The organism is Inquilinus sp. (assembly GCF_039594555.1).
Lineage (GTDB): Bacteria > Pseudomonadota > Alphaproteobacteria > DSM-16000 > Inquilinaceae > Inquilinus.
In genome coordinates, this window is the sequence record NZ_JBCNNF010000386.1 from 1 (window position 1) to 6,493 (window position 6,493).

Here is a 6,493-nt window from a genome sequence, read left to right on the forward strand (position 1 = left end):
CAACACCGCCTCGGGCGCCACCTGGGTCAGCCTGCATCATGGCGGCGGCGTCGGCATGGGCTACAGCCAGCATGCCGGCATGGTGATCGTCGCCGACGGCACGCCGGAGGCGGCGCGGCGGCTGGATCGGGTGTTGACCAACGTCCCGGGAACCGGCGTCATGCGGCATGCCGATGCGGGCTACGACATCGCCCGCGACTGTGCCCGTGAACAGGGCCTGAAGCTGCCGATGCTGGAGGACACGCATGGATGACGGGAGCCTTTGCGCCGGGGAGATCGTTCGGGACCAGGCGGCGCTGCGCAGCCGTTACCCGGAGCCGAGCGGGCTGGTGCAGAACAAGATTCTGCACCGGATCGACCGGCACGCCCGCGCCTTCATCGGCCTGTCGCCCTTCCTGGTGATCGCCACGGCGGGGGCGGACGGCAGCGCCGACGCCTCGCCCCGCGGCGACGCGCCCGGCTTCGTCACCGTGGCCGACGAGACCACCCTGCTGATCCCGGACCGGCGCGGCAACAACCTGTGCGACAGCCTGTCGAACGTGGTCGAGAACCCGAAGGTCGGGCTGGTGTTCTTCGTCCCCGGCGTCAACGAGACGCTGCGGGTCAATGGCGGCGCCGCGATCACCACCGACCTGGCGGTGCTGCAGCCGATGGCGGTCGACGGCAAGGTCCCGACCTCGGCGCTGCGGGTCACGGTCGACCAGCTGTACTTCCACTGCGGCAAGGCACTGATCCGGTCCCGCCTGTGGGACCCGGCGGTACAGATCGAACGCGGCAGCTTCCCGACACTGGGCAAGATCCTCGCCGACCAGATCAAGGGCCTCGACACCGCCGAGACCGATGCCCGCCTCGAAGACTCCTATCGCAACCGACTGTACTGACATGGCCGACATCACCTTCACCGCCGGCCGGCTGACGCTGCCGCAGCTCCGGTCCATCGCCCGCACCGACGGCGCCGTGCGCCTCGACCCGGCCTGCCGGCCGGAGATCGAGGCCGGCGCCGCGACGGTCGCCGCGATCGTCGACGAGAACCGCACCGCCTATGGCGTCAACACCGGCTTCGGCAAGCTGGCCCAGACCCGGATCCCGACCGACCGGCTGCAGCAGCTGCAGACCAACCTGGTGCTGTCGCACGCCACCGGCACCGGTCCGCTGCTGGACGATGCCGTGGTCCGGCTGATCCTGGCGCTCAAGCTCAACGGCTTGGCCCGCGGCCGGTCCGGCGTGCGCTGGGTGGTGATCGAGGCGCTGCAGGCGCTGCTCGACGCCCGCGCCTATCCCTGCATCCCGGCCAAGGGCTCGGTCGGCGCGTCGGGCGACCTCGCCCCCCTCGCCCATCTCTCGGCGGCGCTGCTCGGCGAGGGCGAAATCCGGCTCAAGGGCAAGCGCTGGCCGGCCGCTGACGCGCTGCGCCAGATCGGCCTGAAGCCGCTGGTCCTGGCGCCGAAGGAGGGCCTGGCCCTGCTGAACGGCACCCAGGTCTCCACCGCGCTCGCCCTGTTCGGCCTGTTCGCGGCGGAGGAGGTGTTCGCCGCCGGCCTCGTCGCCGGCGCCATGTCGATCGACGCCGCCCGCGCCTCCGACGCGCCCTTCGACGCGCGCATCCATGAATGGCGCGGCCAGCCGGGCCAGATCGAGGTGGCGGCGACGCTGCGCGGCCTGCTGGACCACAGCGCCATCCGCGCCTCGCATGTCGAGAATGACGACCGGGTGCAGGACCCCTACTCCCTGCGCTGCCAGCCGCAGGTGATGGGCGCCTGCCTCGACCAGATCCGCCACGCGGCCCGGATCCTGGAGATCGAGGCCAATGCCGTGTCCGACAACCCGCTGGTGTTTCCGGAGACCGGCGACGTCATCTCCGGCGGCAACTTCCATGCCGAGCCGGTGGCCTTCGCCGCCGACAATCTGGCCCTGGCGATCGCCGAGATCGGCGCGATGTCGGAGCGGCGGATCGCGCTGCTGACCGACAGCAACCTGTCCGGCCTGCCGCCCTTCCTGGTGTCCGACCCGGGCGTCAATTCCGGCTTCATGATCGCCCATGTCACCGCGGCCGCCCTGGCCAGCGAGAACAAGAGCCTGGCGCATCCGAGCTCGGTCGACAGCCTGCCGACCTCGGCCAACCAGGAGGACCACGTGTCGATGGCGACCCATGCCGGGCGCCGCCTGTCCGACATGGCCGAGAACACCGCCGTGATCGTCGGTGTCGAGCTGCTGGCCGCGGCCCAGGGCATCGACTTCCACCGCCCGCTGCGCAGCGCCGAGCGGATCGAGGCGGCCATGGCCGTCCTGCGCGCCAAGGTGCGGAAATGGGACGAGGACCGCTACTTCGCCCCCGACATCGAGGCGGCGAAGGGCCTGGTCCAGGCCGGCACCTTCCTGGCCTACGCCGCCGGCCTGCTGCCGAGCACCGCGAAGGAGGCCGCGTGATGGACGCGTTCCGCCTGCACAGAGGCACCGCCCCCCTGCTGCTGAGCATCCCGCATCTCGGCACCGGCGTGCCGGAGGAGATCCGGCAGCGCTTCACGCCGGAAGGGCTGCTGCTGCGCGACACCGACTGGCATCTCGACCGGCTGTACGACTTCGCCGAGGGGCTGGGCGTCAGCATCATCCAGGCGGTGCAGTCGCGCTATGTCGTCGACCTGAACCGCCCGCCGGACGACCAGAGCTTGTATCCCGGCCAGGCCACCACCGGCCTGTGCTCGACCATCGATTTCGACGGCCGGCCGCTGTACCGTCCGGGCGAAGAGCCGGATGCGGCCGAGATCGCCCGGCGGGTCGAGACGGTGTGGAAGCCCTATCACGGCGCGCTGGCGGCGGAGCTGGAGCGGATCAAGGCGCGGCATGGCTATGCCCTGCTGTATGACGCGCATTCGATCCGCTCGGTAGTGCCGCGGCTGTTCGACGGGGTGCTGCCCGACCTGAACCTGGGCAGCAATGGCGGCACCACGGCGGCGCCGGCCCTGAAGGACCGGATCGCGGAGATCTGCCGCACGGCCGAGGGCTTCACCCATGTCGTCGACGGCCGGTTCCGCGGCGGCATCATCACCCGCCATTACGGCCAGCCGCAGCAGAACGTGCACGCGCTGCAGATGGAGCTGGCCCAGCGCCACTACATGGACGAGGACCCGCCCTTCACCTACCAGGCGGAGCGGGCCGGGCCGCTTAAGGCGGTGCTGAAGCGGGTGCTGGAATCGATGCTGGCCTGGAAGCCGTGAGCAGCGCGCTGTCGCCGGTCGAGCTGTGGCTCGACCGCTGGGAGCTGGAGCCCGACGGCGACGCGATCGAGCGCAACGGTTCCCATGTCGCCTTCGTCCGCCGCGGCGACATCCGGGCGGTGCTGAAGGTGCTGAAGCCGAACAGCGACGAGATGCTGGGCCCGGTGATGCTGGCGCATTACCGCGGCCGCAGCGCCGTCCGCGTGCTCGGGCATGAGCAGAACGCCGTGCTTCTGGAGCGGGCGCTGCCGGGGACGGAGCTGACCGGGACCGTGCTGGCCGGCCGCGACGACGAGGCCGTCCGCATCCTGTGCGGCGTGATGACGGATCTGCATCGGGACGACCCGCCGCCCGGCCCTTGGCCGACGGTGGAGGATTGGGGCCGCGCCTTCCCCCGCTACCGCGCCGGCAAGCCGCATCCGGAGATCCCGCCCGCGCTGCTGGACCGCGCCGAGGCCGAGTTCACGGATCTCTGCGCCAGCCAGGGCCGGCGCTTCCTGCTGCATGGCGATTTGCATCATGAGAACGTGCTGGACGGCGGCGACCGCGGCTGGCTGGTGATCGACCCCAAGGGCGTGATCGGCGAGCTGGCCTATGAGACCGGTGCCGGCCTGCGCAACCCCGGGGGCGCCGAGGAGCTGTACAACGATCCCCGGCACATTGCCCGCCGGGTGCGGATCATCGCCGAGACGCTGGGCCTGCCGGAGCAGCGCATCCTGCGCTGGTCCTTCGCCCAGGCCGTCCTCTCCGCCCTCTGGCATGTCGAGGACGGGGACGGCGACGAGGCTGTCGCCGCGGCGATCGAAACCGCCACGGCGATGCGCAGCCTGCTGGCGGGCTGACCATCCGGATCAGGCCGGCCTGATCAGCACCTTCCCGCGGGCATGGCCGGAGGCGACGTGGTCGAGCGCCGCGGCCAGCTCCTCCAGCGAATGCTCGCGATCCACCACCACCGTCAACGACCCGGCATCGCACAGCCCGACGGCCAGGCCGAGGCGGGTGGCGTCGGTCTGGTGGAACACGAAGGGGGCGGAGACGCCATGCGCCCGCGCCAGCGCCTCGTCCGGCGGCGAGGCGATGCTGGCCAGCACCCCGCCCGGCCGCAGCACGGCGAAGGAGCGGTGCTGGGTTTCGCCGCCGATGGTGTCCAGCACGACGTCGACATCGCGGAGCTGCGCCGCAAAATCCTCGGTCCGATAGTCGATGACCTGGGCGGCGCCGAGCCGGCGCAGCAGCTCGGCATTGGCGCCGGACCCGGTGGCGACGACCCTGGCGCCGGCGACCCGCGCCAGCTGCACCGCGGCGCTGCCGACGCCGCCGGCCCCGGCATGGACCAGCACGGTCTGGCCCGCCTTGAGGTGGGCGGTTTCGAACAGCGCCTGCCAGGCCGTCCCCGCCGCAGTGGGCAGGCCGGCCGCCGTGGTCAGCGGCAGCGTCGTCGGAGCCGGGGCGATCCAGGCCGCAGGCACGGCGGCGAATTCGGCGAAGGCGCCGCCGCGCACCGGATCCGGCCGGGCGATCACCCGGTCGCCCGGGCGCCAGCGCGCCGCCAGCGGCCCGGCCCGCTCGACGATGCCGGCAAGGTCGGTGCCCAGCGCATAGGGGAAGGACAGCGGGAAATAGGTGTCGAGCCCGCCGCCGATCAGCTTGAGGTCCAGCGGGTTGATGCTGGCCGCCGCCACCCGGATCAGCACCTCGTCCGGCCCGACCTCCGGCACCGGCACCTCCTCGACCGCGACGCTGCCGCGATCGCCATAGGCGTGGATGCGGGCGGCCTTCATCGTGCCGACTCCCCCGCGTCGGGGGCCGGCGGCCAGGCGCCGACCTGCTGCAGCATCCCGAACCAGTCCTCGAGATGCCAGGTGTGGCTGATCCGGCCGTTCTTCAGATGGTGGAATTCGTGCAGCGCCAGCCGCACGGTCCGGCCGGTGGGCGCGATGCCGAACCATTCGCCCCGATGCGTGCCGGTGATCAGCGCCCGCACGCCGACCCGGCCGTCATGGCCGAACATGTCCTCGATCGTGACATCGAGATCGGGAAAGGCCTGCAGGAAAGCCCGGATCACCGGCTTCAGCCCCTCCGGCCCGGGCCCCTGGCCCGGCGCCGGCGGAATGTCCTGCCAATCCGGGGTCACCGCCTCGTCCATCAGGTCGGGGTCATGATCGGCGAAGGCGCGATACAAGGTCTCGACCGCGCGCCGGTCTTCCGCCGTCAGCCCGGCCGCCGGCCTGCTCTGGTCCTGGTTCATCTTCCATTCTCGCTCTGGGGTGGCCGGGCGATCCCGGCGAGCAAGACTTGGGAGGCGGACCATCATATTTGAAATCGATGATCTGGATATGAGATCATCCATGCCATGGATCTTCATGGCATCGATCTGAACCTGCTGGTCGCCTTCGACGCCTTGATGGCGGAGCGCAGCGTCACCCGCGCCGGCGCCCGCATCGGCCGGACCCAGCCGGCGATGAGCGCCGCGCTGGCCCGGCTGCGCGCCCTGCTGCGGGACGACCTGTTCGTGCGCAGCCCCCAAGGCCTGCAGCCCACGCCGCGCGCCCTCGACTTGGCCGAGCCCCTGTCCGGCGCCCTGGCGCAGATCCAGCGCACGCTGGACTTCACCCGGGACTTCGACCCGGCCGCGTCGACGGCGACCTTCACCCTCGGCCTGTCGGAACACCCGGCCTTCCTGCTGCTGCCGCGCCTGGTGATCGCGCTGCAGGCGGCGGCACCCGGCGTCCAGCTGCGGGTGCGCAGCTTCACGGCGCGGGATGATGCGGTCCGGGTGCTGGATGCCGGCGAGGCCGACGCGACGATCGGCGTGCCGGCCCCCCCGGCCGGCCGCATCCTGTCCCGCCCGCTGTTCGAGGAGCGCTTCGTCTGCGTGCTGCGCCGCGGCCATCCTGCGGCGGGCCGGCCGCTCGACCTCGACCGCTTCCTGGCGTTGTCGCACCTGCTGGTGTCGCCCGAAAACGAGCAGTTCGGCGTCGTCGATGCCGCGCTGGCGAAGCGGGGCCTCAAGCGCAGGCTCGGCCTGACCTTGCCGCAGCTGTATGCGGCGCCGGGCGTCGTGGCGCAGTCCGACATGATCGCGACGCTGATGCAGGGCGTTGTCGCCGCCTCCGGCCATGCCGGCGCCCTCAGCCTGCTGGCCCCGCCGCTCGACCTGCCGTCGATCCCGTTCGTGCTGTCCTGGTTTCGGGAAGGCGCGGCCGGCATGGTCGGCGACCAGCAGGGCGCAGGCCTTGCCGTCGGGGTTCACCAGCTCGAAGGGCGGCGGGTCGTCG

Annotated in this window: 7 protein-coding genes and 1 pseudogene; 6 read left to right on the forward strand and 2 right to left on the reverse strand. The window is 71.8% G+C overall.

The annotated features are described in order from the left end of the window. The 5 genes and pseudogenes from ABDW35_RS29300 to ABDW35_RS29320 form a co-directional block, all read left to right on the forward strand. Nucleotides 1-253, forward strand: a pseudogene (locus ABDW35_RS29300) (urocanate hydratase); the annotation flags it as partial. Continuing rightward, on the forward strand, nucleotides 246-881 hold the full coding sequence (locus ABDW35_RS29305; protein ID WP_343717382.1) for a pyridoxamine 5'-phosphate oxidase family protein: 636 nt from the start codon (nucleotides 246-248) through the stop codon (nucleotides 879-881). The pseudogene ABDW35_RS29300 and the gene ABDW35_RS29305, both read left to right, overlap by 8 nt. Nucleotide 882: 1 nt before the next feature. After that, on the forward strand, nucleotides 883-2,427 hold the full coding sequence (gene hutH / locus ABDW35_RS29310; protein ID WP_343717383.1) for a histidine ammonia-lyase: 1,545 nt from the start codon (nucleotides 883-885) through the stop codon (nucleotides 2,425-2,427). Then, nucleotides 2,427-3,215, forward strand: coding sequence for an N-formylglutamate deformylase (hutG, locus tag ABDW35_RS29315; RefSeq protein ID WP_343717384.1), 789 nt, complete (start codon nucleotides 2,427-2,429; stop codon nucleotides 3,213-3,215). Before hutH ends, hutG begins: the two co-directional genes overlap by 1 nt. Then, nucleotides 3,212-4,057, forward strand: a complete 846-nt coding sequence (locus ABDW35_RS29320; protein WP_343717385.1) for an aminoglycoside phosphotransferase family protein — start codon at nucleotides 3,212-3,214, stop codon at nucleotides 4,055-4,057. The genes hutG and ABDW35_RS29320 overlap by 4 nt, the downstream gene beginning before the upstream one ends. Nucleotides 4,058-4,066: 9 nt before the next feature. Here ABDW35_RS29320 and ABDW35_RS29325 read toward each other — a convergent pair whose 3' ends face one another. Both ABDW35_RS29325 and ABDW35_RS29330 read right to left on the reverse strand, forming a co-directional pair. Beyond that, nucleotides 4,067-4,996, reverse strand: a complete 930-nt coding sequence (locus tag ABDW35_RS29325; RefSeq protein ID WP_343717386.1) for an NADP-dependent oxidoreductase — start codon at nucleotides 4,994-4,996, stop codon at nucleotides 4,067-4,069. Further along, nucleotides 4,993-5,463, reverse strand: a complete 471-nt coding sequence (locus ABDW35_RS29330) for an ester cyclase (RefSeq protein WP_343717387.1) — start codon at nucleotides 5,461-5,463, stop codon at nucleotides 4,993-4,995. The genes ABDW35_RS29325 and ABDW35_RS29330 overlap by 4 nt, the downstream gene beginning before the upstream one ends. Before the next feature lie 105 nt (nucleotides 5,464-5,568). On the opposite strand from ABDW35_RS29330, the gene ABDW35_RS29335 reads away from it, so the two are divergent. After that, nucleotides 5,569-6,493, forward strand: a 925-nt coding sequence (locus tag ABDW35_RS29335) for a LysR family transcriptional regulator (RefSeq protein ID WP_343717388.1), incomplete at its 3' end; no start/stop codon positions are given.

Excerpts from the sequence above, each read along its gene's own strand:
- ABDW35_RS29305 (WP_343717382.1), top strand. The coding sequence starts at position 246 with ATGGATGACGGGAGCCTTTGCGCCGGGGAGATCGTTCGGGACCAGGCG.
- hutH (WP_343717383.1), top strand. The coding sequence starts at position 883 with ATGGCCGACATCACCTTCACCGCCGGCCGGCTGACGCTGCCGCAGCTC.
- hutG (WP_343717384.1), top strand. The coding sequence starts at position 2,427 with ATGGACGCGTTCCGCCTGCACAGAGGCACCGCCCCCCTGCTGCTGAGC.
- ABDW35_RS29325 (WP_343717386.1), bottom strand. The coding sequence starts at position 4,996 with ATGAAGGCCGCCCGCATCCACGCCTATGGCGATCGCGGCAGCGTCGCG.
- ABDW35_RS29330 (WP_343717387.1), bottom strand. The coding sequence starts at position 5,463 with ATGAACCAGGACCAGAGCAGGCCGGCGGCCGGGCTGACGGCGGAAGAC.